23 protein-coding genes are annotated in these 26,217 nt (G+C 58.6%); 13 read left to right on the forward strand and 10 right to left on the reverse strand.

Annotated features, from left to right (window positions below; all coding sequences use genetic code 11):
• Positions 1-17 precede the first annotated feature (17 nt).
• Positions 18-1,631 carry a patatin-like phospholipase family protein gene (locus RHSP_RS32675; RefSeq protein WP_004129886.1) on the forward strand — a complete coding sequence of 538 codons (1,614 nt, stop codon included), beginning with the start codon at positions 18-20 and terminating at the stop codon, positions 1,629-1,631.
• Complete coding sequence (locus RHSP_RS32680) at positions 1,621-1,860, forward strand: hypothetical protein (RefSeq protein ID WP_004129887.1); 240 nt, start codon at positions 1,621-1,623, stop codon at positions 1,858-1,860. The genes RHSP_RS32675 and RHSP_RS32680 overlap by 11 nt, the downstream gene beginning before the upstream one ends.
• Positions 1,861-1,870: 10 nt before the next feature.
• On the opposite strand, the gene RHSP_RS32685 is transcribed toward RHSP_RS32680, so the two are convergent.
• From RHSP_RS32685 to RHSP_RS32710, 6 genes are all read right to left on the reverse strand, one after another.
• Complete coding sequence (locus RHSP_RS32685; protein ID WP_004129889.1) at positions 1,871-2,947, reverse strand: carbohydrate kinase family protein; 1,077 nt, start codon at positions 2,945-2,947, stop codon at positions 1,871-1,873.
• A gap of 18 nt (positions 2,948-2,965) precedes the next feature.
• A complete protein-coding gene (locus tag RHSP_RS32690; RefSeq protein WP_004129891.1) occupies positions 2,966-4,063 on the reverse strand; it encodes a hypothetical protein in 1,098 nt (365 codons plus the stop codon).
• Positions 4,064-5,977, reverse strand: coding sequence for an ORC-CDC6 family AAA ATPase (locus RHSP_RS32695; RefSeq protein WP_004129894.1), 1,914 nt, complete (start codon positions 5,975-5,977; stop codon positions 4,064-4,066).
• 7 nt (positions 5,978-5,984) lie between these two features.
• Positions 5,985-7,112 (reverse strand): phosphoribosyltransferase-like protein, encoded by a 1,128-nt coding sequence (locus RHSP_RS32700; protein ID WP_004129896.1) that lies wholly within the window; start codon positions 7,110-7,112, stop codon positions 5,985-5,987.
• The gene (locus RHSP_RS32705) at positions 7,109-9,046 is read right to left on the reverse strand and encodes an HAD hydrolase family protein (RefSeq protein WP_004129899.1); all 1,938 of its coding nucleotides are present in this window, start codon (positions 9,044-9,046) and stop codon (positions 7,109-7,111) included. Before RHSP_RS32705 ends, RHSP_RS32700 begins: the two co-directional genes overlap by 4 nt.
• A gap of 329 nt (positions 9,047-9,375) precedes the next feature.
• Positions 9,376-10,530: an RHE_PE00001 family protein gene (locus RHSP_RS32710; RefSeq protein ID WP_004129902.1), complete on the reverse strand. Its 1,155-nt coding sequence runs from the start codon at positions 10,528-10,530 to the stop codon at positions 9,376-9,378.
• A gap of 199 nt (positions 10,531-10,729) precedes the next feature.
• On the opposite strand from RHSP_RS32710, the gene RHSP_RS32715 reads away from it, so the two are divergent.
• Positions 10,730-11,878: a site-specific integrase gene (locus tag RHSP_RS32715; RefSeq protein ID WP_004129904.1), complete on the forward strand. Its 1,149-nt coding sequence runs from the start codon at positions 10,730-10,732 to the stop codon at positions 11,876-11,878.
• A 26-nt stretch (positions 11,879-11,904) separates the two neighbouring features.
• Positions 11,905-13,110 carry a hypothetical protein gene (locus RHSP_RS32720; protein WP_004129907.1) on the forward strand — a complete coding sequence of 402 codons (1,206 nt, stop codon included), beginning with the start codon at positions 11,905-11,907 and terminating at the stop codon, positions 13,108-13,110.
• 9 nt (positions 13,111-13,119) lie between these two features.
• Here RHSP_RS32720 and RHSP_RS32725 read toward each other — a convergent pair whose 3' ends face one another.
• The 4 genes from RHSP_RS32725 to repA form a co-directional block, all read right to left on the reverse strand.
• Positions 13,120-14,415: a hypothetical protein gene (locus RHSP_RS32725; protein WP_004129910.1), complete on the reverse strand. Its 1,296-nt coding sequence runs from the start codon at positions 14,413-14,415 to the stop codon at positions 13,120-13,122.
• Between the two features lie 151 nt (positions 14,416-14,566).
• Positions 14,567-15,811: a plasmid replication protein RepC gene (gene repC, locus RHSP_RS32730; protein ID WP_004129924.1), complete on the reverse strand. Its 1,245-nt coding sequence runs from the start codon at positions 15,809-15,811 to the stop codon at positions 14,567-14,569.
• Positions 15,812-15,967: 156 nt separating this feature from the next.
• Positions 15,968-16,963 (reverse strand): plasmid partitioning protein RepB, encoded by a 996-nt coding sequence (gene repB, locus RHSP_RS32735; RefSeq protein WP_004129927.1) that lies wholly within the window; start codon positions 16,961-16,963, stop codon positions 15,968-15,970.
• Positions 16,964-17,047: 84 nt separating this feature from the next.
• Complete coding sequence (gene repA, locus RHSP_RS32740) at positions 17,048-18,238, reverse strand: plasmid partitioning protein RepA (RefSeq protein WP_004129930.1); 1,191 nt, start codon at positions 18,236-18,238, stop codon at positions 17,048-17,050.
• Positions 18,239-18,627: 389 nt separating this feature from the next.
• On the opposite strand from repA, the gene traI reads away from it, so the two are divergent.
• Genes traI through RHSP_RS32780 form a run of 9 tightly spaced genes read left to right on the forward strand, consistent with a single transcriptional unit; the run spans position 18,628 to position 26,201 of the window.
• Positions 18,628-19,254: an acyl-homoserine-lactone synthase gene (gene traI / locus RHSP_RS32745; protein ID WP_004129933.1), complete on the forward strand. Its 627-nt coding sequence runs from the start codon at positions 18,628-18,630 to the stop codon at positions 19,252-19,254.
• Positions 19,255-19,264: 10 nt separating this feature from the next.
• A complete protein-coding gene (gene trbB / locus RHSP_RS32750; protein WP_004129936.1) occupies positions 19,265-20,242 on the forward strand; it encodes a P-type conjugative transfer ATPase TrbB in 978 nt (325 codons plus the stop codon).
• Positions 20,232-20,615: a TrbC/VirB2 family protein gene (locus RHSP_RS32755; RefSeq protein WP_004129938.1), complete on the forward strand. Its 384-nt coding sequence runs from the start codon at positions 20,232-20,234 to the stop codon at positions 20,613-20,615. The genes trbB and RHSP_RS32755 overlap by 11 nt, the downstream gene beginning before the upstream one ends.
• Positions 20,608-20,907 (forward strand): conjugal transfer protein TrbD, encoded by a 300-nt coding sequence (locus tag RHSP_RS32760; RefSeq protein ID WP_004129942.1) that lies wholly within the window; start codon positions 20,608-20,610, stop codon positions 20,905-20,907. Before RHSP_RS32755 ends, RHSP_RS32760 begins: the two co-directional genes overlap by 8 nt.
• 9 nt (positions 20,908-20,916) lie before the next feature.
• Positions 20,917-23,373, forward strand: a complete 2,457-nt coding sequence (locus RHSP_RS32765; RefSeq protein ID WP_004129944.1) for a conjugal transfer protein TrbE — start codon at positions 20,917-20,919, stop codon at positions 23,371-23,373.
• Positions 23,345-24,148, forward strand: coding sequence for a P-type conjugative transfer protein TrbJ (trbJ, locus tag RHSP_RS32770; RefSeq protein ID WP_004129947.1), 804 nt, complete (start codon positions 23,345-23,347; stop codon positions 24,146-24,148). Before RHSP_RS32765 ends, trbJ begins: the two co-directional genes overlap by 29 nt.
• A gap of 26 nt (positions 24,149-24,174) precedes the next feature.
• Complete coding sequence (trbK, locus tag RHSP_RS34260) at positions 24,175-24,345, forward strand: entry exclusion protein TrbK (protein WP_338059961.1); 171 nt, start codon at positions 24,175-24,177, stop codon at positions 24,343-24,345.
• On the forward strand, positions 24,339-25,514 hold the full coding sequence (gene trbL / locus RHSP_RS32775; protein ID WP_004129963.1) for a P-type conjugative transfer protein TrbL: 1,176 nt from the start codon (positions 24,339-24,341) through the stop codon (positions 25,512-25,514). The genes trbK and trbL overlap by 7 nt, the downstream gene beginning before the upstream one ends.
• A 24-nt stretch (positions 25,515-25,538) precedes the next feature.
• Complete coding sequence (locus RHSP_RS32780; RefSeq protein ID WP_004129966.1) at positions 25,539-26,201, forward strand: conjugal transfer protein TrbF; 663 nt, start codon at positions 25,539-25,541, stop codon at positions 26,199-26,201.
• Positions 26,202-26,217: the final 16 nt, after the last annotated feature.

Consider the following 26,217-nt stretch of genomic DNA (forward strand, 5'->3'; position numbering starts at 1 on the left):
TTGGGTGGGATTTTCGGTTGGAAAAGCAGCGGGTATATTGCGTTTTTGAAGGTGCAGGCGCGCGAGGCCTTGGCCATGTCGGCGCCTATCGTTCATTGTCTAAGCACAGTATCGAGATTTCGGGACTAGCGGGCACGTCTGCCGGCGCGATTCTTGCGGCGCTCGCCTGCGCCGGCTACGACGCCGAGGAGATTTTTTCCGATAAGACGGGTGCGAATATTCTCGATCGACTTGACCTGGATCCTGACAATCTTGATGCAGGTCAGATTAAGCAGCCCGCGAAAACGCCTGCCAAGCTTTTTGGCGATGATGCGTGGTTCAGGCTGAGATTAATCCGGTTTCTGCTCGCTCGAATTTGGATGCTGAAGGTGGTTGGCTTCACCGTCCTCGCGATCGCCGTCATCGGTCTCTGGCTGTTTCCGCAACCGGCACTGGCTCTTCTCCTCGCAACACTGTTAATAGCGACGGGAGCAGCAATCTTTTTTATGAGAGGCGTCGTATCTCTCGATAACGTCAAGACCGGCCTCGACCAGTTGCTGTCGGTCAAACATCATGGCTCGCGCCGCGGCAGACCTGTGACGTTCAAGGACCTCGCGGAGGCGGGCCGTCTACCCTTGAAGATCGTGGCCGCAAACATCACTAGGCAAGAGCTGACGGTATTCTCCGCCGAAACTAGCCCAGACGTGGCCGTCTCGGATGCGGTCTGTGCATCAATCGCCATCCCAGGAGTCTTCAAGCCACGACGGATCGACGGAAACTGGTTTATGGACGGAGGGCTCGTTTCCAATCTCCCGGCCTGGACATTCGACGACGAGCGTTCTACCGATCGCGATGCCCTAACGGCGGCCATCGAGATCAGTGTCGGCGGCGTGAAAAGGCCGCCCCAATTAGCATGGACGATCGGATCCGCCATCAGAACAATGATCTTCGGGTCGGGAATTCTCAACAAACGCGGTGTCGATCGCCTAACTTCGGAGCGTCTGGTCGTCGATCTCGGCCTTCTCGACTTCGACATCGGTCGAACGCGCGCCGTGGAGATTGTTCAGAAGACTGAGACCTTCTGCGATGGAAGTCTCATTGCCCGCATGATCGAATTGCCGCGAAGCATCAACGATACGTGCGACGCGGTCTCATTGAAGTGCCACGAATTTATCGAAGCCGCATTTGCCGCAGCCGCGTCCCCCGATCGGCAATTTACAACGCGCATCGCCATCGCAATCCCGATCGGGCCACGGAATCGCACCGTCCGGCTTGAATTCAGTTCCGGATATGCCGACCTGTCCGACGAGAGGATTTGTCTACCTCTCGAACGCTCATTGATCGGAGACGCTTGGAGGCAGAATGAGACACTTTACGTATCGAAGAGTGATGAAGAGGTCTGGAACCGAAGTCTTTCGGCTCCGCAGGATCGTTGGTTGCGAAAACTGATATGGCGGGATCTTAGCTGGGTCCTCTGCGTTCCTCTGGAGATCGATGCCCGGACGAAAGTCGTTGTGACGCTCGACAGCGACGTCGAGCTCGACTTCGACCAGGATGTCCAGCAGGAGTTGCTGGATACGCTGGAAGCTCTTATATTGAAGGAGTTCCAGTTTCTGAGAACAGTGGAAAGGGAATTGCTCAATGGCCGTTAAAATGCTTTCGCGAACAGCCAAAACCGGTTCCAGAAGCGGCTCCAGTGCTGCCGTCCGCACGGCCGTCAAAACCAAGTATTCGGAATATCTGGCGTCAGAGCCGACAGATCATGCACGCAAAGCATCGGAACTTGCCAAAAAGATTCGCGAATTCGAAGCGAGCGTCGAATCTGACCCGCGGCCTGTCGTGCGTAGCCGCAATGCCAAAACAGGCTTATTCCTGAAATAACGAAAGGGTCTTAGGCCGCGGACCGGGCAGCAGGAGGCAGCTTATCCGGTTGGTCCGGGCATGCTGGACAAGCAACCGACGCACCAACCTTGATTGTCCGGTCGATCGCCGCCAGCGTTGGACGTCCCTCGCGAATGGAGCGTATCTGCCGATCAAAATCCGGTCGCGAAACGAGATACATGCCTCCCCTCGCGCCCTCGAAACCGCAATTCCAGGCGGCAAGGGCTTGGCCAAATCGCAGCGCCTCGTTTAGCCCGGCTTCGCCAATGCTCATCAAACCGCTCAGCCCGCTACCAGCGGCTTTCATCAGGAAGCCACCGGTGCACCAGTCCCCTGATCCGCAACTATCGACGAGGTTTGCAACTGGAAAGGCGGGCACAACTATCCATGGCGACACCTTGTCGTCGAGCCGGTGGCGATATCGAAGGCCGTCGGCTCCTACCGTCTGAATTTCGACACGCGTCGCTGTCCCCTCAGACATGGCCTGTCCCGCGTCGGCGAGGCGCTGATCCGAGTATTTGACCACATGCGCCAAACCCAGCGCTTCCGCGAAAAGCTTGTCGTCCGTTTTTCCGGATGGCTCGAAGACGACGACTGCGCCCGCCGAGACTGCGCTCTCGGCAAGTGTCAGGGCGGCGCGCGATAAACGGTCGAGGAAAAAAACGGACGAATTTTGAAGGTGTGGAACGATGGCTTCGACCGAAGCCTGGGTGACCGGCCTGTAGCTGGGCAGCCGCTGGCCACAATGCGGGCAGCTCCAGAGAAAGCGATGCGTCGGGGTCCCATCACGTCCGCGCCGGATCTGCTGGATGATAATCGGCGTGTGGCCGGTCGGCGCGCAGTTGACAAAATCGAGATGCACGCCCCACGATGAAAGGTCAGTACGCACGCGTTCGGACGCAGGATCACCGTTCATCCTGGCAATCGGGTAGGCGTCCCAGCCCAGATAAGACATGATGGCCATGACGTTGCCGCAGGTGCCGCCCGCCCAGGATTGTACCGGCGTGTTCGGATCGAGGCCGATGACAAGATCAAGGGCCACTAGCCCGGTGCCGAAAATTTTGGGTCTGTCGACGACGATCGGCATAACACCTTCGTCCTTTCATCATGTATGTAACTGCGGCCTTGGCTGAGGATAGACCTCTCCCTCCAGCCAAATATGAACCAGATGCGGTGAATCTGGGGCGTCCGAGACTGATGCCTCTAAATCATATCCTAGAGCCTCAAGGTAAGCGACTGGTAAATTCCGCTCGAGTGCAGCCATCAGCGCCCCAAGTGCCATCACCTTGCTGCCGAGCGGCGAGAGCACCAAACGAGAGCCGCCGACCTCAGAAAAGACTGGTTTTCTGAGGTCGTCGAGGCGCAAGATCGTCCGGTAGAGATCGAGAGGGTCTCGCTCATCGGCGTAGACGATGTCACGAGTATCGACCGACCAGGCGCTGTCGAGTTCGACCATGAATTCTTCCGCCAAGCGGTCCCCGATCCGCGGGTCCATGGATGGGAATGGCAGAATCGGGCAGGTGTCGTGCGGCGAGACGAAATCATAGAGGCGGTCCAGAGCGGCGCGCTTCCCCGTCGCCAGCTGCGGCAGCCAAAGCTTGGCCGCCCCGGCGAACTTGTTGAGCGTAAGGCCGCCGACAAAGCCATGAACATAGCCGGGGGAATCGCTGGCGATCGTCTTGATCGCGCCGTCGAGAGCGGGATTGTGCGCGACGAGCAAATGGAGGTTCTGTGGCCCCTTGCCCCGCTCGCTATACTCGACGAGGAGCCGGATGATCGGAAAACTGGTTCCGACCGATAGGGCGCTCACATCGACGACGACATCCGTGATGCCGTCAAAATTTTGGCCAGCAAGAGCTCGCGCCACGTTTCGACCGCCAATCACGGCGAGGTCGCTGCCGAAGATATCGACAGGAACAAGCGCGTGATTTGGCACGATCGTCTGCAAGTCGGCAATATTCTTCGCAGCCCGCGATACGAGTTCGGGCGAGGGATCCGGACGGTTTTCCTGGAGGAACAGACCGCGTAGCGGCGCCCCGCCGGCGGCCAGCTTTCGCGATATCACGCAGGCGCGGGGATCGAAGCCTGCCCCGGCGATCACGATGACCTTGCGCTTCGTATCAGCAAAATAATCGTCAATGAATCCGGAAACAGCGTCGCCGCTATGAGAAATACAGGGGTCCCACCGCCAGTCGCGCGCCATTTAAGCCTCGTTTAGGATGCGCACCAGGTCGTTGGTCCGCTTTTCAAGGAAACCACCGCGCTTGAGCGTCAGTCTGTTGTGAAGCAAAAGCACACCGCCCAGCTCAACGAGAACCCAGAGACGCTTCTTGGTGCCGTGGTTGGGAACGAGGACGAAGGCGTTATATGCCACGCCGAATTGCAGGATGCGCGCCAGCTCCGGCTGGTTGCGAGGAATTTCGTAGAACTCTTCCTGCGGTATGCCGAAGGCGTTGGCGCCGCCTCCAAGCGACGCGTTACCCTCAAGGCTCTTCTTGACGCAAGCCGCCGCAATCCCATCCGCTAGCTTCTTGACCTGCTGATGGTGCGGAAAATCCCACTCCCGGATCATTTCGGCAGCCCGATTTCGCAAGAGCGAATGCTGCGAGCTCGCGCTTAAGGTTGGCGACTTCGAACGGATCAGCTGCGTCTCGGATTGCGCAACCAACCGAGAGGCGAGCTGAAGGAATTGTTCGGCGTTTTCGGAGCCCGCGTCACATAACGGATCGATACCATAGAAATAGGGCCGATCTTGCTTGTGAAGTAGATGGATTTTCGCGCCTTCGAAGACCTTGTCGTCCGCGATGAGCGGGCGTGACGGTTCGACGTCCTGCCCGGCATCGTCGAAAAGTCCCTGCTGCGGCACGCGTTTGGCGTAACGCTGGAAAAGGACGCCGAGCATGGAAAGTCGGATCTCTTCGCAGTCTTCGGCTGTGTCCTTCAGATAGTTGGCGATGTCCTGTTCAAGACCGGTCCTTCGCTCCGCGGTGATCTTGAAGCGCCATTGCAGACTATCGACGTGGCTTGCAAGCCTTTCCCGCTTCGATTGCGAAATCGGCTCGATATAGGTCGCAAGCAGATTTCCAAGATCGTTGAGCCGGCGACGGTGGAAAATTTCCATCTGCGCGAGGTACCGATTGGCCATCCCTTTGGCCATCTTGCGAAAGGCTCGGCGCTGATTGAGTCGATCTCCTCCGCTTTGCATCCATATCGTGGTTGTCTCGCGAGACTTTTTAAGGCCTGGCTCATCAGCGTGCGCGATCTCGTTTTCTTCAACCAGCACGTCTGCCGGCGTCAGGGCATCAAGGCGCGTCAGCACCCAGCGCGAGACTCGCAACTCGCGCCGGCTGAGCCAACGTTGAAGGGATTGGAACTGCGCCGGATGCAGGCTGTGGGCGTCGTCGAAGATCACCAGCGGCTTCAGGACCGATGACTGGTTGTGCTCCTTGAGGAGGAACGTCTCGATGACATCGAACGGGCGGTAGGCCGCCGCGGCAACTTCCCTGTCGATCTCGTCAATCTCAGGTGGAACCAGCGCGGCCGAGATATTGTAGATCGCAAGCTCGATTTCCCGCGCCCGCTCCAGCACCCCCCGCGCACCTGTCCCGCCAATGGCGGTGAGCGCCGCATCGGCGTCGGGTCTCGGCACGATTTCGAGGTCGTCGATCGATGCCCCCGCCAACTGCACGTCCCTGATCCAGGCCAACACCGTCCGGGCCTGGAGGAGAGCCGTCATCAGTCCGCTCTTGAGCTCATCGGGATATGGAAACTCCCAGAATTCGCGGTACTCACCCTCAAGCGGCAGGCGGGCACCGATGACCGACGGCATCCCGGTCGTGATCGCCCGACAGGCCGTCAACGTGTCGATGAGATCGTCATAGATATCCTGGCCGCGATTTCGCAAAAGCGTGCGCAATGTCGAATATTGAAAGAGCCGCGCAAGGGTCGTCTTTCCGCTCCCGGGCGTCCCAATAATCGTTGTCAGTCGATCATAGAGCTTTCCCTCCTCAGCGTGTTTCTGGAAGAAGGTCGCCAAGGGCTCAGGGGTAACGACAGCGAGGAAGGCCTCATCGTCGCGTAGATATTCGGTTGCGCGTTTCTCGAAGGGATTGACCATGATGATCCTATGAATGCCTCTGCCTTCGTCTGAAGAGCGGACGCATTGCCGGCGTTGCTTCGCCACCCTCGGTCTCTGCCCAGAGTATGGCGACGGAATTGTTGGGCGTATTGTGTTCGAGAACCAGTGGCAAGGCACATCCGCCATAGCCGAGTCCCAGGTGCTCGACCCCTCCGACATCCGTATGCTCGGTCTGGATCTTCGGGTCGTAATATTTCTGGGTGAGCGCGATGAAGCCCTCGAATGGCGCGGGGCTTTTGTCTACTGGAAGATCCTGCGGCAGAACCGCCCCAAACGAGAAATTGATCGTCTCCGTCCATCCCTCCGTTTTCAAAGCGTCCTTAGCGTCGCCAACCCGCCTGACCATCTCGCCAGCGCCCGCATGCGTCGCGATATAGTGGTGCACGCAGAGTTCCCAATCGGGGGACAACACCTTGGCCGAAAGCGCACCGACGACATTCTCAAGCGATTCCTTGAAGCGCGAAAGCTTTCCGGACCACTTCTGCTTCTTCTCGTTCCAACGATGGAACGACGTCCCGGTCCCGACGAAATCGTCGATCAAGTAAACCAGCCTGAACTGTGCGTCCGGATCCTTGAGGTCCTTGCGAAGATCGTCGATCAGATCTTGCCATTTGTCTTCGTCGAGCTGGGTCGCCAGTACAAACTGCTCGTTGGTGAGGATGCCGACATTACTATGCCTGATGCCATCAATCCTGGCGCCGTCACTCAATCCCATGAAGAGCGTCTGCCGCCGCAAGCGATCGGCTGCATCTCTCGCATCGCTGTCGGCCCAGACCCGGTAGCGCGGAATTCCCTTTTCCGCCGCGACCATGCTGATGATGCGCTCACGCACGACGGACGGATAGAACTGCTCCACGAGGCGGTTCATCTCTGCCTGACCCACATAGATCAGGGATTGACGCACGAACGCGTAGGCCGTGGGGCGCTCGCTGGGATCAAACTGCTGCAGCCAAGTACCAAGGCTTTCAATAAACCGCATACCCGCTTGAAAATCGCGATAGCCGTCGTATTTCAGCTTCGACATCAGACGCAACCAGCTGAACTCGCGCCTGGCCTGGTCGTCGTCCCAGGCCATGATCTCGCTCAATATCCGCAGCCCAAGTCCTTCGTTCACGTCAGCGCATCCTTCACAAAGCCGAGATGCCCGTCCACGACCTCGAGATGCCTGATATAATCCAGTGTCGCCTCCACGCCGCGTTGCCCAGCTTCGGCGAGGTTCCAGCAGCTTGCAGCATCAACACTCGTTTCGTCGACGCTGAGCGAATCTTCGCCACGCAGAAGCTCGAAGTCATTGCCCGGCCACCGGCCGCGATCCCCGATCGCAAGGATCGGAGTCGGCCCCAATTGCCCCCTCAGTCTCTCGACGACATTGAGTTTCGAAACCGAGGCCGCAACGATGTCCACGGAATGACTTGAGCGCGTCACCTTCACGCCCTCGCTTTCGGTCGCCAGGATGACCTGATGGGCAATGTCCCATAGCCTCCCCTCGCCCACGTCAGTCTTCGCCTGAAGCGTGATCTGAAACTGCCGGTCGGTCTGTTCGGCGAATTTGGCGAGCTCTGGATGGCGCTGTAGCGCAATCGCCAGAGACGCGAGTTCGAGGCAGCACGCCGCCATTCCATCAGGGACGGCCGCGTCGCTCAATGGCGCAATTTCTGCTCCATTGTAATAACCGACGAGGATGTCGTCCCAGTATCGTTCCGGCAACACCTTTTGCAGATCTTTCCTAACGGACGAACCGCGCCCGGTGGCAATCGCGACGCGACCACCGGCTCTCAGGATCCGGATCAGCTCAGCGACGATGTCCTGACGTGGCAGCTGAAAACGATGCCGCGTATCAACAAGCGTGCCATCATAGTCGAATACGACGGCGGAAAATCGCTTGTTCACAAGCTGCTTACGATAAGCCGTCAGAGCGCCCTTCCAGCCAGCAAGTTCTTCTCCGTCCATACTGGCGGCAGTCTTGCCTGCCTTTCGGGATATCGCGGCCTCGTCGCGAGAGCCAATCGAAAGGGCAAGCTTGGTCTTCCCGGACCGCGGCAGGGGCAGATTGTAGAGCTTGCGCCCGAAATCCGGCACGCCTGGCCGTCCTGGATCGATTCCCACCGCCAGGCCTGCCCACTCGGTGATCCTCAGGGCTGCGATGAGTGAAGAGATCATGGTAGCGACAGGCGTACCGGGAAGGTCGACAACGGCTTTCGGTATGTCCCCAGGGATCAGGTCCAGCGTTTTTTCCGCCAGTGCACGGTCATGATCTGAAACCAGGGCCAGCACTCCGCTGATGTCTCCTCGCTTGGCGAGCCAATGATGGCGGCCATGCGCGAAGTTTCGATAATCTGCGAGTTGAAGATTCCCAAGAGCCGCTTCGGTGAATTTCGATTCTAGGTCGATCGCGCCAACCTTCGTCATCGGGCCATGAACTACCAGCGTCGTGCCGCGCGACCAAAGGCTGCCGGTTTTTGCTCGCCAGGACGCGACCGCATCACTTTGCGCAGAAAGCAGCTGATCGACGATCGCGACCGCTGCATGCCACTCTCGATCGCCATCGTGCTCGAAGGCGTAGGCCCGAGCGAGAAGCGAGATGAAGCCTAGCAACGAATTGGTCGCCAAAAATCCGTCTTTGCCGGCCGGCGGCGGTGCGATCAAAAGGTCCACATAGGGATGGCGGCGGCACAGATCGGCAAGCGGACTGTCTTCTCTCCCGCACATTATCGCGAGCTGGCGCGGCTCGCGTGTCACGAGTGTTTTTGCGGCTGCGATGATGTCCACGTTTCCGCCACCCGCACTCAATAGCCAATGGGACACGCCGACGAGTGGGTCTGCGGAAACTTCAAGCGGTGTCGACACCGAGGCAAGACGACCGGTAAATGTCTGATGGAGGGTAACAAGCGCATGCGCGGCGGTGAGTGAACCACCGGAACCGATCGCCTGGAGGGGGAAAAGGCCTGCAGTGCGGATCGCCGCCCGCAGATCGTCAATATCCTTGCTTTTCGCCCAAGCAAATGTTGCTTCTAGGCTGTCGATTTCCTTCGCGTACGGTTTTGCCATGATCTCCTCGTACAGGCTGATCGCCTCGCTCCTGTCGATTCGACCGCTCTTGGCTCCGACAGCAGATTGTGATGTCGAGTCTTTCCCTGTGGCTTGAATCTCTTCGAAAACAGCGGGAGATTCAACGGGCCCAAGTCGTTACCGCGACGTCATCAACAACTATAAGAAGCGCCCTCACTAAGAGGTCCCGATTTTTGTTCGCTCGCTTATGTGTATGTATTTTCGTATGGTTTTGTGATCTCCTGTAAAGCATGAGTTGTATTGACGTTTGATGCGACTTGATTGTGATGATCTCCGATCCGCGGCTGCGGCGCACAAAGAAAAGACCCTTACATTATCCCCCACGCCCGAAACCTCCCCCTCCCCGTCATCTCCCTGAGCCCAAGCTCCTCGACGATCCTGAGCGCCGCTCGCGGCGTCACCTTCAGCGTCTCGGCGACCATGCCGGCCGAGACCAGCGGCCGCGCCATGACGAGCTCGATCAGACCCGGCAGATTGGAGGAAGAGCGCCGGCCGACCAGGCGCCGCTCCATCATATGTTTTGCGAGCGCCAGCCGGTCATGCTCCTTGAGACCGAGCTCCGCGGCCGTAATGATGCCGTTAACGACCGCCAGCAGGCGGGTGTCGCGCGCGCGATGCCGACGCCGTTCGACGGGAATGGATTTGAGGCCGAGATTGATCGCGGCGAGGTGGGCGCCGGTCGTGAGGCCGGCATGGCGCAGCGTTTCGGCAGCCAGCAGCCGGCCGAGCCAGGGCGCGTGTTGCAGGACCTGCAGGTCGTTCCAGGCGTCGAGCAACAGCGCGGCGCGCAACACCGGCGGCAGGCCTTCGGTTTCGCCCAGGACGACGCGCCATTCGTCGAGCCGTGCGTCCTCGTCCCAATCGAGATCGTAGACCAGCGGATCTTTGTCCCGCGTAGTGCGCGGCCCGGGCAATTTGGCTTCGGTTAGCGCTGCTTCCGAGCGGGCGATCACGGCGTCGATTTCGGCCAGGTGTTCCGCCAGGGGATCGTTGGGATCCTTATCCGGATCGTCCCCCTCCCCTCCGCCGATCGCGTCTGCAGCGGGTGCGGCCAACGGCACGGTGTTTTGGGCGATCCCATCAACTGCTCCGTCGTCGTCGTGTGATGGTGCAAGCCACCCCTGCCCGCGCAAGGCGCGCAGACCATCCGGGCGCAGCGCCCAGCCGGGTGGCTGCGCCGCGAGTCGCCGGCGGCTGCGAAGCACGTCGCGGGCGATTGTCAGCTCGTGGGTCGGCGTGCGGATGTCGTGGCCGGCGTCGTGCAGCACCAGGTCCTCGAGATGGACGAGCTCGCCGTCGAGCCACAGCGAGGCGCAGGCATCGGAAAAGTGGGCGCGATCGAGGAAGCCGGAGCCGACCGTCGATCGGGCGATGCGCTCGTCGAGACGTGACAGTGACGATGCGGCGTCCGAAACCGGCCGCGATAGGGTCTGGAGGGGCAATTTGGCGAAATCGTAACGCATTGAAAATATGGTAAATGATTTACTAAACCGTCGCTATCTTAGATTTAGTGTCCGTCACTGGATGTTGTTGCCGAGGCAACTTGTCACTTCCGATAAGTACTGCTTATCGGAAGTGATTGATTTCTTCCCCCAAATCAGCGAAAACCGTTGCAAAGCACAGTCTCAGTGCCGTCAAAACCATTGAACCGGAGCGATTTTCGTGGCCAAGTCTTCCCATTCCAAGACCGCCGTCGAACGCCGCGCCCACGAACTCGACACCATCGCCAGCGTGCTGCCGATCGACCGGCGCGACGAACTGGCCGAACTGTTGACCGACCAGGACATCGAAACGCTCCGCCACCTGGTCAACGAGGGCATGGGCGAAAACACCCTGCGCGCCCTCACCTCCGACCTTGCCTATCTGCAGGCCTGGTCGCTGGCCGCGACTGGAGCCTCCCTCCCCTGGCCGGCGCCAGAAGCGCTACTGCTGAAATTCGTCGCCCACCATCTCTGGCAGCCTGACCAGCGCGACATCGATCCTCACCACGGCATGCCAGCTGATGTCGAGCAGAGCCTGCGCGAGCAACGCTTCCTTAGATCTCCCGGGCCGCACGCGCCCGATACGGTGCGCCGGCGGCTTGCCAGTTGGTCGACGCTGACAAAATGGCGCGGGCTGACGGGTGTCTTCTCCTCCCCTTCGCTGAAATCCGCAATACGCCTCGCTGTCCGCGCGACGCCACGACCAAGAAAAAGAAAGAGCGCCAAGGCAGTCACCGGTGACGTCCTGGCAAAGCTGCTCGCTACCTGTGGCACCGACAGCCTGCGCGATGTCCGCGACCGGGCAATATTGATGGTGGGTTTTGCCTCGGGCGGTCGCCGCCGCAGTGAGATTGCCGGTTTGCGAAGGGAGCAGCTCTCGGTCGAACCGCCAATCGCCGTCGAGGGTGGTCCTCCCCTCCCCTCTCTCGCCATCCATCTGGGTCGCACCAAAACGTCAGGGATCGAGCACGATGAGGTCGTTTATCTGAGCGGCCGGCCGGTGGATGCGCTGAATACCTGGCTGGTGGCCGCCAAGATCGACAGCGGCAGCATATTCCGGGCGGTCGATCGCTGGGGCAATGTCAGCCGCCGTGCCCTCGATCCGAAGGCGGTCAACGATATCGTCAAGCAGCGGGCGGTCATGGCTGGACTGGAGCCTGGGGAGTTTTCGGCACATGGCCTGCGGTCAGGATACCTGACGGAAGCCGCCAACCGGGGTATCCCTCTTCCTGAGGCGATGGAGCAGTCGCGGCATCGTTCGGTTCAACAGGCGTCGAGTTACTATAACAACGCCTCAAGACGAACCGGGCGAGCGACAAGATTGCTGTGAAGTCCGAGCTCGTGGTGTTCACGAGCATGCTTATCAATTCGACAAACGGCCGGAGCGCTCCTGAATTACTCGGAAGATGGCGACTGAGAAACGCAATCTTAGATGTTTTGCCGCCACTTTGCGCAGATCTTCAACGGTTGACGGGTTTCATGCTGCCAAGGGTCTTACTCAACCCGGTCTACCGGTTCTTATTGTCGGTTGATCGATGCATTTCATATGAAGTCAGTGCGCTTAAACGCGCCGACGAAAATGGTGTTACAGATCGCCTGCTTTGGTGTCTGAACGCGAACGGCGAGCCGGTACCAAATATCGAATTTTCCATCGACGACCTGAAGCGCGATGTCCGACAGCTCGTTGGAGAAGGATTTCCGATAGGTGTTGAGTTCAAGACAGAACGCTACACGCAAAACTACGAAGGAGATGTTACGCAGGCGGACTATGGTCTAAACATCAATTTCACCGATCCTAGCCAAATCAACCCCGCAATGAAAAAGTGGACCGCAACCTATTTCATGCAATCGAAGGTCGCCAAAGTTCCACCTGACAGTGACCAATGGGATCTACGCGCTTCTTTCAGTCGAACTAGCGGACAGCCAAACGCAATTGATCGACTTCGCTCTCTGGTAGGCAATCGCGGCCTTCTATACCACCTGTATTGTCCTTCCGGCGCTCTTAGATACGCAAGCAGCTCAAAGCTCTTCAAGACTATTGAAGCAACTGGGGTCAACAAAGGGGCGCCTTCGGTGTACTGGCGTTCTGGGTTCTGGCTCACTCACACATTACCTACGAACATGAAAACGCTATTTGCCAATCGGGTGCATCCGACCCCTTGGACGTTGCTCATTCTCTCTCATTTTTTCAACCTTCGCGGACTGGACGGCCTAATTATTGAACCAGAGCGGCTTTACGAGGGACAGAAAAACGAGGAAGCCCAGTTCCGAGAGGACCTCTTCAAGCGGGACCCAAAGGCCGTTGAGAGCGCATACCTCTTGAAAATCGCGGATGGCCAGCCAAAGAGAGAAATAGTCGAAAGCTATTTGAAGGCTCAGCCGCACCGTACTGTCACGATGGATATCACCTTCCCCACCTACGAGTATGAAAAATCGATGCAGCCGGATATCGCTCCAGACGATGGGGATATTCCCGACTTCGAACGCGAGGCCGAGGATGAACACGACAATAATGATGGGTTGTCGAACGGAATAAAGCTAGGCGGCACGGGATGCCTTTAGGCACCATCGCTAGTCGGTAGTGAGGTAGAGCAGGGCCTGGTTCTCCTTAACAACTTTAGCGTCGGGGCTTGTATACGAGCGAGCCTCGATCAATGGAATTCCCTCAGCGAACAGGGCATCGGTCGGGCGCTCGGTCTTAACCAGGGCAGTCGCGGCCTGCGACGGTGGCTTCACCGATATCCGCGAATAGTGGCTCAACTCTCCCTCCCGACCAAGAACGGCAAACCCGTCCGGAAAGACTGCGCCTCCGGAACGCTTAGCTGCCTCGATGATATCGGCAGGGAATTCCGGAAGCTCTCCCATGAGATCCAGGTCCCCTTCGCTCGACTCGATCAAAGCAAAGACACGCCCAGCAACTTCCAAATCCAGCGCCATACCATTCACAAATCGAACCGGTCCCGATTTGAAAATCAGATGATCTTCGGCAGTGACGACCAAGGGCTCCCACTCGGCGTCTTCCCCGACCATCCACGTCCGGCCAAGCCAGTCAACGGTGGTGAAGTTCTGCTCCGAGGGTCTCCAGCGGCGATCGCGTGCCGCCTCTCCGATGTCAGGTCCGAACAGGAGGGTCAGGACACCGCAATAGCTGCCGAACCGAACTCCGCGGGGATCAGACTGGTCGGAAGGGTCCTTGTCGTTACCGGATGGCGGATCCGAACTCACCGTGTGGTCGATGAATATCTCTGCCTTCTTCACTGACTTCATCCAGCTGCCGACGGCATAACCATGCGACGCGATCCAGGTGCCTATCTTGCGGCCCAGATAGGGTTCGACTTGTTCGCAATAGCCGTCCCTGACAGTCTTTGTAAAAGCAGCCCTGGAAGCTCCCTTTGTTGCCTTGGACTCTGCAAGGGCGACGAACAGATCCCCTGTGCGACTAAAGACATAGTCGGGTGACCGGGTGGTCGGCGGCTTGCCATGAACGGCGTGGTTTTCGAAATGATCTACCCATCGATAGCCATCTCGAACCATCTGCAGATAGGCAATACCGTCGCCAACCAAGCCGGTCATTACCTTCCCGACATAGTCCTTGAGGGTGCGGGCAGTGTCCAACAATGCGAAACGATCATTTTTGTCATCTACGTGTCTGGCGATAAGGTGGCGGCACATCTGAACCTGAGCCCTAGCCGCACGCTGGTCCATCTTCGCTCTGCTGGAGCACTGCGCCATAGCACCGAAGAGTTCGGCCGGCGTGAACAGCATTTCGGTGTTCTCAGGCGCACGACCGACGACCAAGGGATGGGGTTTCGCGATATGACCATTGATCTGCTCGACCGCTAGCTGTTTCTGCTTTGCCTTCCACATTGTTGCAGGTCCTCGCAGGAATTCGATAGTCAACGCTGATAACTACCTGTATTGCCATAGGAAATCACTAAAAAAAACGGCTGACAAGTTTTGATGCTCCAGCGCCACAAGCCGATCGCGTTTTGCCCGTCGTCAATGGCGCAGTCCCGTGTCAGGCGGACCTTCGATGTCCGCCGTCATTTGCCTTTATGAGAGCCATCAGCATCGGCCCGAGCGAAAACTCCCCGCGCTCCGAGCGCCTGGTCAGATCCCGCAGATATCCGCCGGCAGATGTTATGAAATTCGACCGCTCCAGAATGCAGGCCACCGCAACTGCCGCATTCTCCGGCCCCATGGCATTGCAGGCCTCCTCGTAGGCTGAGGGGCTGACGCCGAGCATTGATCGCACGACGACGGCCGCTTTCATCAGCTCGCGCCAGTGCTCAATGCGCCCGGCGGGTCCGTAATCAGCGATCTGCGGGCAGGCACGAAGGACCATTCCGAGCGGGAATGCCTTGATCGGCTCAGGTTTCGTCTTCGGTCCTCCGTTCGGCTCATTCTTCGTCAGAGGTTCATCCGCCAAGCTTTCGCCCTGCTCTTTTCGAGAGCTAGGTTCAATTTCATTTATGGATTCGGTATTTGAATTCTGTATGTGGCAGGCATTGTGAATGGCATTGCCATACATATCTTCAGTTTTTAGCTGTGTTTCCAGGATGTTGAGAACCTCGTCCCGCAAGAGCTCCATCTCGTCGAGCGTAATCTCGACCTGCGCACGGTTCGGATAGCGTGGGAGGCGGGCGAGAATACTGACATACTCAGATTCCACCCGTTCCCAGTTCCCTGTAGCGCCCTCTTCCACGGCAGCCGAGATCAGCTTGCGCACATCGCGACGGCAGATCGTGAGGGCTTCCTTTGCGCGGCGGAAACGAGCGCGTTCGGCGGCGACGTCCTGCGCCATCAGGGCGAGCTCCATGGCACGAGCCAGCAGCGGTCTCAGGTCAAACCCGTAAGCCTGCTCGATCTCGCCATCGCGGTTGCGGTGCGCATAACGTTTACCGTTCGGGCTATCGCGCCGCAGAATAAGGCCGGCATTGACAAGTGCCGCGAGTTGTCGGCGGAGTGTCGTCTCGGTGATTCCGTGGGCACGCACGGACAGCTGGGCGTTGGATGGGAAAACGACCAACCCCTGGCTCGGATCGAGCTCCGCGTGAGGGTGAAAGGTCAGGAGGGCATCAAGGACGGCAAGTGCCCGGTCCTGGATTCCCAGGCGTTCCCGTGCCTCGCACACGTCACGAAACACTTTCCACTTTTCGATACGCGTGCCTGGCTGCGGATTGTCGATCGCCATCTGGCCTCTGACCAGGGCAAGCGACATCGGCCGCCGCCCAAAGGGCGTCGTCACATGTCCCGTCTGCATTTTTCACTCACCTTGCTTCAGGCAAAGGAAATCCGCTCACCAAATCGGCGCCAAGACTCTTGACTGTGATTCCGGGAAATGCGATTCTCGATCCTGCTAGAGATGACGAGAGAGGCTTCCACGGTTCGCCGTTTGGGGGCCTTTTTCTTTTGCGGTTCAGTCTCCGTTTGTTTCAGTTTTCGATCCTTTGTACTCCTCGTACAAACGACCCATGTGGGAAGACAGCCATTCGCTGAAAGGCCTGGCTTCAACATTCGTAAGCTCGATGGCAACTTTCTTTGCCTTCGAATTCATCACCACGTTTAGTGCGCGATCGGTAGAGGTCCATTCCCGGACGGGGACGTTTGCCTTCGGCTTCTTTGCAGCTGACTTGGCCTTGTATCGCTTCAGGTAGTCATGGAGTTCATCGAACCGCTCACCTTCAGGAAGCTCTTGAAAGTTAGCAGACCCCGTATGCTCTACTGCAACCTTGGACAGGGCAGGGGCAAGAACCAGTTGCCGAAGGCTGAGCCATTTGTCGCGCCCGATCTTCTTAGATGCACCCAGAGCCTGGATCACTGACGCGGGCACCGCCTCGACAACTGCAAGCATCTTGGAGAGCATTGCCTCATCGACGGCGAGTGACGAACGAACCGTTTCCTTTGTCATTCCTGACGCAATCAGGTTCTGAGCGAAGAACGCGCGCTCTATAAAAGACAGGTTTGAACGGGCCGCGTTCTCCTGTCCTTGCACAATGGCGGAGGTAATATCGTCGAGCTTCTTAACGATTGCCTTGACCGGCACTCCAAGCTCGCGAGCGACTTTCAGGCGACGATGGCCGAACACGACCATATATCGTTTGGCATCTGTCGAGCTCGGGCGAACAAGAATAGGCGTTATCTGACCCGACTCCTTGATAGCCTGGAGCAGTTCCTGAAACTCCTCGCCGTCATCTGACAGTCGGTCGGCGACGAAGGACACGTCGATCAATCGCGGATCCAGGTCCACGATTACCTCACCCTCCATAAGCTTTTTGGTACTCTCCGCCATATCCTCGATGGAGCGAACAACTGTCTTCGCAGCTCCGGTCATTCCGTAGCCTGGCTTTGTCGGCGTTTGATTTGCCGAGATCGAAGCCATATCTAGTTTGGCGAACGGATTTTCACGGGACATGAGTTCCCTCCCAACCTGCGGTCAACACCGACAAGCCACTGACGACGTTGAACAAAACGTTAAAAAAAACGGCTGACAATCCTCTCATTTTCGCCCCCAGACGCCGTGGATGAGCTCGACGATCTCCGCGTTGGCTGCGTTCAGGCTCTCCATTGCCCGGTCGTATGTCGCCCGGACGAATTCACCCCGCTCGACCTCGTACAAAGTCTGCTTCTTGATCGACGCATCGGAAATCGCGGTTGACTTCAATACGTGGTTTCTCAGCATCTGCTGTGCAAACATCGACTGCATGAACCCGACCATCTGAGCCTGCGGGATATCCGTGGGTTCAAATCGCGTGATGAGGTACCGGAACCACTGAACACGCATTTCGGCGCCGGCCTCGGCGACGGGCCCCATGATCCCGCCGAGCATCATCAGAAACTGGCTCATCGACATGATGTCCAGCATCTGAGGATGAATGGTGATGAGGATCCCGGTCGACGCCATGAGCGCGGTAATGGTCAGATAACCGAGCTGAGGAGGGCAATCGATGACGACCACATCGTATTTGTCATCGACCTGCTTCAGAGCGCTGGCGATCCGCATGTAGAACAGTCGGCCGTCCTCACCTTTCTTGGAAGAGATCGCCAGCGGCACGTCATACTCGTATTCCTGAAGAACCAGGTTTGCTGGCACGACATCCAGTCCGGGAATATTGGTCGGCTGGATGACATCGGCGATCGACTTGCGCTCGTCGTCAAAGCGAAGAGCCTCATATAGAGACGCCGTATCATCAAGCTCCGGCTGGATCCCGAAGAGGGAGGTCAGGGATGCCTGGGGATCGAGGTCGACCGCGAGCACCCGATGCCCGGTGAGGGCGAGATATTGTGCAAGATGTGCGGCCGTTGTGGTCTTGCCGCTTCCGCCCTTGAAGTTGACCACCGACACAATCTGCATCGGCTCGCCCTCTCTGCGCTTAGGAACATAGTATCTCTTGTCGGATTTCTTGTTGGCCTCAAGATAATCACGGAGCTCAAGCATCTGATCGGCGGTATAATAGCGGCGTCCGCCAACCGATTCTATTTCAGGCCCCTTGCCATCGGCATGGATCTGCCTGAGATGAGTCTGGGTTACTCCCATGAAGTCGGCAACCTCCGCAAGCTGAAACTTGCGCAGTCCCTTGCGGGCGTCCGGCGGATACTGCTGGCTGCGCAACATGTGCAACGCACCTGAGATCTTCGCCCCTTGCTGGGCGATCTCGATATCAAATCTGTTGGGCAACATGTTGGTCATTTCGCGAACTAATTCCCCGGAGGACTACACTTTCGAAAAAATGGCTAGAACGCCATCATTTGCGAAACTATCTCCCGATTCCCACCTAGCCGCAAGACATTTAAGGTTAACAAGAGGTTAACGCCATCGCGCAGGTAAATTCGATCCCGCCCGATTTTCCTTTAATAATCGTGAGTTAACAAGCCAGAGGTTCTGCGGCGTTCTCTATCTGTTTATCTGTGAATCCTGCAAAACTTGCCGACCGCGTTAAGGGCGACGAGGCATGATTTCCGCAAACAAGGCGCTCATCATGGAGCGACTCACTCGCCAGTCATTGCATGATCCTCCAACTACCGCGCAGTACCGTTCCATGCTGACTTCTCAGCCGATCAACGACGACGGAGAAATTCATGCAGGTTTTCGCGCTCAACAAACCGCGGAATGTTCACGAAGCTCGGCTCATCCAGCAACATCACCAGCTACGCGCTCGCGTCTTCGCGGAGCGGTTGGGCTGGGAGGTCAACGTCGTATATGGCGAGGAATCGGACGGCTTCGATACTCTTGACCCCACTTACATCCTGGCCGTCTCCGACCTCGGCAACGTGAGCGGCTGCGCGCGGCTTCTGCCGGCCGTTGGCCCGACGATGGTGACGAACATCTTTCCGTCGCTGCTACCGAGCGACGGACTGAACGCACACCCTGCAATGATCGAGAGCTCCCGCTTCTGCGTGGATACGACCCTTGAAGAGGGCAGGGGGGCAGGCTCAGTGCATGAGGCAACGCTGACGATGTTTGCCGGCATCACCGAGTGGTGCCTCGCAAACGGCATCACCGAGATCGTGACGGTGACCGACCTGCGGTTCGAACGCATTCTCGGTCGTGTCGGCTGGCCGCTTCAGCGCATCGGCGATCCGAGCCGTATCGGCGTGACTACAGCCATCGCCGGGATCCTTCCGGTGAACGTAGAAACATTTCTGAGGCTCCGCCCGTCCAGCTATCGCTCGCAATTCAATGGTCCGCTGGGTCAGGCAGCATAAGGAGAAAACCGTGAACCAGCTTCGTTCTCATCCTCGACTCGTCCGCAAGCTTCAGGAGGCGCTCGGCGATCAGCTCTGCGTCGCGCTCGATGATTCGACTGTTGTCGAAATCATGCTCAATCCGGACGGCAAACTGTTCATCGAACGACTCGGCCATGGCGTTGTACCCGCCGGAGAAATGTCGTCCGCAAGTGCTGAAATGATTATCGGAACCGTGGCGCATTCGCTCCAGTCCGAGGTCGATAACGAGCAGCCGATCGTCTCCGGCGAACTGCCGATCGGCGGCCATCGCTTCGAAGGACTGTTGCCTCCTGTGGTCTCCAAGCCGGCCTTCACCATCCGTCGTCGCGCCTCTCGCTTGATCCCACTTGAGGATTACGTGCGCTCGGGCGTGATGAGCGAGCAGCAAGCGTTGACAATCCGCAGCGCGATTTCGTCTCGGCTCAACATCATCATCTCCGGCGGCACCGGCTCGGGCAAGACGACACTTGCGAACGCCGTCATCAACGAAATCGTCAAGTCGGCGCCAGACGACCGCCTCGTTATCCTCGAGGATACCGCAGAGATCCAATGCACAGCCGACAACGCCGTCCTTCTCCACACAAGCGATACTGTCGATATGGCGCGGCTCTTAAAGAGCACGATGCGGCTGCGTCCCGACCGGATTGTCGTCGGCGAAGTCCGTGACGGCGCTGCGCTCACTTTGCTTAAAGCGTGGAATACCGGCCACCCTGGTGGCGTCGCGACCATCCATTCCAACACTGCAATGTCGGCGCTCCGCCGCCTTGAGCAACTGACCGCCGAAGCCAGCCAACAGCCGATGCAGGAGGTGATCGGCGAGGCGGTCGATCTCATCATCTCGATCGAACGGACGGCTAGGGGTCGGCGCGTTCGCGATGTCATTCAGGTCGAGCGCTACGCACACGGCCAATACGAAATCGAGTCCGATGAGCTCACGGAAGAACAGGAGGCGCGCCATGTCGCCTAAGAATGCTACTATCGCCGCTGCGCTCCTTGCAGTGCCCATCGTCCTGGCGTCGGTTGCCCCCGCACTCGCGAGTTCCGGCGGCAGCCTCCCATGGGAAGGGCCGCTGCAACAAATCCAGGAATCGATCACCGGCCCGGTTGCCGGTGCCATCGCGCTTGCAGCAGTGGCGATTGCCGGCGGCATGCTGATCTTCGGCGGCGAACTCAACGATTTCGCGCGGCGGCTCGTCTATGTGGTGCTTGTCGCCGGTATCCTGCTCGGCGCGACCAACATCGTTGGCCTTTTCGGCGCCACCGGCGCGTCGATCGGACTGCCGGACGAGCGAGCCAGGTCCATCGATCCGAGCGGAGAAGGGGAGAGGGCACATGGCTGAGGCCTTGTCCGGACTGCAACGCAACCGCATTCACCGTGCCCTATCGCGCCCGAACCTGTTGATGGGCGCGGACCGGGAGCTGGTGCTGCTCACCGGGCTTGCTGCCGTCATCCTTATTTTCGTGGTGCTGACGGCATACTCCGCCCTGTTCGGCGTTGCCATCTGGATCGTCATCGTTGGTTTCTTGAGAATGATGGCAAAGGCAGACCCGCTGATGCGGGAGGTCTATGTCCGCCACATATCATACCGCCATTACTACAAGGCGACCTCCTCGCCGTGGCGTCGGTATTGAGGAGGAGACATGGTCGCTCTTAGACGCTTCCGGGCCACTGGCCCATCCTTCGCGGATCTCGTTCCCTATGCCGGTCTGGTCGACAATGGTGTGCTCCTGTTGAAAGACGGGAGCCTGATGGCCGGCTGGTACTTTGCCGGCCCGGATTCCGAAAGCGCGACCGACCTGGAGCGCAACGAACTCTCGCGCCAGATCAATACGATCCTGTCGCGGCTCGGAAGCGGCTGGATGATCCAGGTTGAAGCGGTCCGCATTCCGACCTTCGATTATCCGACGGATGATCGTGGCCACTTCCCCGATGTCGTGACACGCGCGATCGACGCCGAGCGGCGGGCGCATTTCGCGCGCGAGCAGGGGCATTTCGAAAGCAAGCACGCGCTCGTCCTCACGTATCGCCCGCTCGAGTCCAAGAAGACGGCCCTCAGCAAATACATCTACTCGGACGAGGAGAGCCGCAAGAAGAGCTATGCGGACACGGTGCTGTTCGTCTTCAAGAACGCTGTCCGCGAGATCGAGCAGTATTTTGCCAATACCCTGTCTATACGCCGGATGGAAACGCTCGAGGTTGTCGAGCGGGGAGGGGAGCGGGTCGCCCGTTACGACGAGCTGCTGCAATTCGTTCGCTTCTGCATCACCGGCGAGAACCATCCGATCCGGCTTCCGGATGCACCGATGTATCTCGACTGGATCGCCACCGCCGAGCTTGAGCATGGGTTGACCCCAAAGGTCGAAAGCCGCTTTCTCGGCGTCGTGGCGATCGACGGTCTCCCGGCGGAGAGCTGGCCGGGGATTCTCAATAGCCTTGACCTGATGCCCCTCACATATCGCTGGTCGTCGCGCTTCATCTTTCTGGACGCGCAAGAGGCGCGGCAAAAACTCGAACGCACCCGCAAGAAATGGCAGCAGAAGGTGCGGCCGTTCTTCGATCAGCTCTTCCAGACGCAAAGCCGCTCCGTAGACCAGGATGCCATGACGATGGTAGCCGAGACCGAGGATGCCATCGCGCAAGCCTCCTCGCAGCTGGTTGCCTACGGCTACTATACGCCGGTCATCGTTCTCTTCGATCACGATCGCGAAGCCTTGCGGGAGAAAGCCGAAGCAATCCGCCGGCTGATCCAGGCCGAAGGCTTCGGCGCAAGGATTGAGACCCTCAACGCCACTGACGCCTTTCTCGGCAGTCTGCCGGGCAACTGGTATTGCAATATCCGCGAACCGCTGATCAACACCAGCAATCTTGCCGATCTCATTCCACTCAACTCTGTCTGGTCGGGAAGCCCTGTCGCACCGTGCCCATTCTACCCGCCGAACTCTCCTCCGCTGATGCAGGTGGCCAGCGGCTCGACGCCGTTCCGCCTGAACCTGCATGTCGACGACGTCGGTCACACCCTTATTTTTGGGCCGACCGGTTCGGGCAAGTCGACGCTGCTGGCATTGATCGCAGCGCAGTTCCGGCGCTACGAACGCGCCCAGATCTTCGCCTTCGATAAGGGGAACTCGCTCCTGCCGCTGACGCTCGCCGCCGGCGGCGATCACTACGAGATCGGGGGCGATGCGCATGAGGAGGGGAGGGCGCTGGCCTTCTGCCCACTGTCGGATCTCTCCAGCGATACAGACCGGGCATGGGCCACGGAATGGATCGAAATGTTGATCGCCCTGCAGGGCGTTACCATCACGCCGGATCATCGCAACGCTATCTCGCGTCAGATCGGATTGATGGCCAGCGCAGCCGGCCGGTCGCTTTCGGATTTTGTGAGCGGCGTTCAGATGCGCGAGATCAAGGACGCGCTCTATCATTACACTGTCGATGGACCGATGGGTCAGTTGCTCGACGCCGAACAGGACGGTTTGACCCTCGGTGCCTTCCAGACCTTCGAGATCGAGCAGCTGATGAATATGGGCGAGCGAAATCTCGTGCCCGTTCTCACCTATCTGTTCCGTCGGATCGAAAAGCGTCTCGATGGCCCACCGAGCCTGATCGTCCTCGACGAGGCCTGGTTGATGCTCGGTCATCCAGTGTTTCGCGACAAAATCCGCGAATGGCTGAAAGTGCTGCGCAAGGCCAACTGCGCCGTCGTGCTTGCCACGCAGTCCATCTCGGACGCTGAGCGCTCTGGCATAATCGATGTCCTGAAGGAATCCTGCCCGACGAAGATCTGCCTGCCGAATGGTGCCGCTCGTGAGCCTGGGACGCGCGAATTCTACGAGCGGATCGGCTTCAACGAGCGGCAGATCGAGATTGTCTCAAACGCCACCCCCAAGCGTGAATATTACGTCGTCACGCCGGAAGGCCGGCGCTTGTTCGATATGGCGCTCGGCCCTGTGGCGCTCAGTTTTGTCGGAGCCTCCGGCAAGGAAGACCTGAAGCGCATCCGCGCGCTGACGGTCGAACACGGCCGCGATTGGCCGATCCACTGGCTTCAAACGAGAGGAGTTCACGATGCCGCATCGCTGCTCAATTTCGAATAGATTGCTTACAGGTCTGGTGGCTGTCGCATTGGCGGCTGGCGCTGTTGTGCCCGCAAATGCCGGAACTGCCACGGGGGCCGCAACCGAATGGACGCAGGTTCTCAACAATGGCGAGCTCGTATCCCTTGTTGGCCAATCTGGCGAGCAAATCCAGAACCAGCTCACCCAGATCAGTCAGCTGGCGCAACAGATCGAAACCCAGCTCAATATCTACCAGAACCTGCTGCAGAACACCGCGACGCTTCCATCGCATATGTGGGGGCAGGTCGAAAGCGATCTCAACCAGCTTCGCAGCATCGTCGACCAGGGCCAGAGCATTTCCTTTTCCATGGGCAATGCCGACGATGTGCTGCAGCAGCGCTTCCAGAGCTATTCCAGTCTCAAGACCAACCTGCCGAACTCCGAGAGCTTTTCGTCAAGCTATCAGACCTGGTCCGACACCAACCGGGACACGATCGCCAGCACGCTGAAGGCCGCGAGCCTGACAGCCGATCAGTTCGACACCGAAGAAGGCACGATGTCTTCGCTTCGGTCCATGTCCGAGACCGCCGACGGGCAGATGAAGGCTCTGCAGGTCGGACACGAGATCGCCGCGCAGCAGGTCGCACAGATGCAGAAGCTTCGCGGCCTGGTGTCCCAGCAGATGACCATGATGGGCACCTGGCTTCAGACTGAGCAGACCGACAAGGACTTGGCACAGGCCCGCCGAGAGAAGTTCTTCAATGCTGAGGTGAAGAGCATCCCCGAAGGTCAAAAGATGGAGCCCCGCTGGTGAGCCGAGCTGTTGTTATTGCCGTCCTTGTGCTTGTTGCAGCTGTTTCGTCTGCGGCGACGGTACTGATCGTTAATTCCAGGGAATCCAGTAAACCTGCGCTCGCTGAAGAACAACGCGCCGTCAGGGAGAGGTTCTTTGGCTCGAGCAAGGAGCTGCCGCCGATAACGGACGGCCAGGAGATACGCCCGAGATGGTGAAGCGTACCCTTGAACAATCGTTCCTGATCGCAGGCCTCCTTTGCCTCGTCTTTGCAGCTCCCGCCTTCGCGCAACAGGGACAAGTCCTGACCGAACTAGAAAATCAGGTTTCGACCGCCGCGAAAGGATGGGAAACCACCATCATGGACGCGGCAAAATCCCTCTTTTGGATTCTCGCCACCATCGAGATTGGCATTGCTGCTGTCTGGCTAGCAATCCAAGCAGCATCGCTTGAAAGCTGGTTTGCCGAGCTTGTCCGGCGCATCATGTTCATCGGCTTTTTTGCGTTCGTCCTGACCCAAGGGCCTTCTTTTGCCCGAGCCGTTGTCGACAGCCTTTTCCAGATCGGCGCCGGTGGCGGATCGGCGTCGCCGGCCGAGGTCTTCGACGCCGGCATTCGGGTCGCTTCGCAGATGTCACAACAAGCACAGTTCGGCGTGTTTGAGGACAATGCGCTGGCTGTCGCAGCTGTGCTGGCGATGGCGATTGTCGTCATCTCTTTCTCACTTGTGGCAGCGATTTTTGTATCGGTCATGGTCGAGATGTATGTCGGGCTGCTCGCCGGCATGATCATGCTCGGGCTGGGAGGCTCATCCTATACCAAGGATTTCGCGATCCGATACCTAGTCTATGCATTTGGAGTCGGGATGAAATTGATGGCGCTCGTGATGATCGCCAAGATCGGATCCCAAGTCCTCCAAGGCCTGGCGACTGCTCCGACTGCGTCCTCCGATCAATTCGTCACGACCTTGGCCATTGCCGGCATTTCAGTCGTGGTCTTTATCATCGCCATGTATGTGCCAAGCATCATTCAAGGTGTTGTTCAAGGAGCGTCCGTTTCGGGCGGAATGGAGGCGATCAGGCACGGCGGCCAGGCGGCATCGTTCGCCACGGGCGCAGGATTCCTCGCGACCGGCGCGGCCGGTGCAGGCTTTGCGGCTGCCCAGGCCGCTCGCGCTGCTGGGTCATCCGTTGCGGGTGCGGCTCTTCGTGGTTTCGGTGCAGGAATCGGGTCCGCGGGAAAAGCGACCGGCTCGGCTGCAAAGGAAAAGGCCATCGGTTCTCCCGGCGCCTATGCCGGGTCGATCCTCGGTCTCGCTAACGCCAAGCTCGACCAGGCGCGCAGCGGGCATAGCGGGCTAAAACCGCCTCCCGAACGCAAAGACTAACCGCAATCAGAAAGTGATCGATCGATGGCAGCGAACCGCGCCCCCGAAAACCCCTATCTTGCCGCGCGCCAGGAATGGAACGAGCGATACGGTTCCTACGTTCGGTCCGCCGCCGCATGGCGCATCGTCGGCATTCTCGGTTTGACCATGGCCGTGATCGGCTTTGGATATGCGATGTATCTGAGCACCCAGGTCAAGCTGGTTCCCTATATCGTCGAGGTCGACAAACTCGGGACCGCGGTGACATCAGGCTATCCTCAACAGATCGAATATGCCGACGTTCGGGTGGTGCGCGCGACGCTCGGGAATTTTGTCACCAGCTTCCGTTCGATCACGCCGGATGCAGTGGTGCAGAAGCAGTATATCGATCGAACCTACGCTCTCCTTCGAACATCGGATCCCTCGACCGAGAAGATCAACGCCTGGTTCCGCGGTAACTCGCCGTTCGAACAGGCGAAATCGTCGACCGTCGCCATCGAGGTGAACAACATCGTGGCGCTGTCGAACCAGACCTATCAGATCGACTGGACCGAATACGAACGCGACCGCAAGGGCAAGGAAATCGGCACGCGCCGGTTTCGCGGAATCGCAACGGTGACACTCACCGCGCCGCAGGACGAGGCGACCATCCGCCTCAATCCGATCGGCCTCTATGTCCGGGATTTCGACTGGACAGCACAGCTTTAAGGGCAGGGGATTTCTC

The organism is Rhizobium freirei PRF 81 (assembly GCF_000359745.1).
Lineage (GTDB): Bacteria > Pseudomonadota > Alphaproteobacteria > Rhizobiales > Rhizobiaceae > Rhizobium > Rhizobium freirei.